Origin of the sequence: Pseudomonas sp. HY2-MNA-CIBAN-0224, from assembly GCF_040310285.1 — a bacterium.
In the GTDB taxonomy this organism is placed as follows: Bacteria; Pseudomonadota; Gammaproteobacteria; order Pseudomonadales; family Pseudomonadaceae; genus Aquipseudomonas; species Aquipseudomonas helleri.
Genome location: NZ_JBEOPQ010000482.1, coordinates 1 through 275, shown reverse-complemented (window position 1 = coordinate 275; position 275 = coordinate 1). Strand labels below are relative to the sequence as shown.

Annotated in this window: 1 protein-coding gene; it reads right to left on the bottom strand. The window is 54.9% G+C overall.

The window, feature by feature from the left end; all coding sequences use genetic code 11:
• Positions 1–275 (bottom strand): hypothetical protein (locus AAEZ03_RS27250; RefSeq protein ID WP_350582957.1); only part of this gene is annotated, 275 nt, incomplete at both ends.

The following is a 275-nucleotide window of genomic DNA, read 5'->3' as shown; positions in this document are numbered from 1 at the left end:
CCGTATTGCAGCGCCAACGCATCCAGTGCAATGCGTTCTTTGGTGCCAAGGATCTCAAAATCAGCTTCGGCCCAAGCCCAGCGATTAAAGGCATGGCCCATTACGCCAACCACTAAGCCCATGTCGTGGGCGCGTTTAGCGAGAATATCGATCGCCAGTGGCGGGAAGCCCATAGCGGTAAGTTTACCGTCGACCCAGCGGCCGTCGCGAGCGTGATTGAGATTGGTTGCGCCCATTGGGGTGTTAAAATACAACTCGTTCCAAATAGACACAGC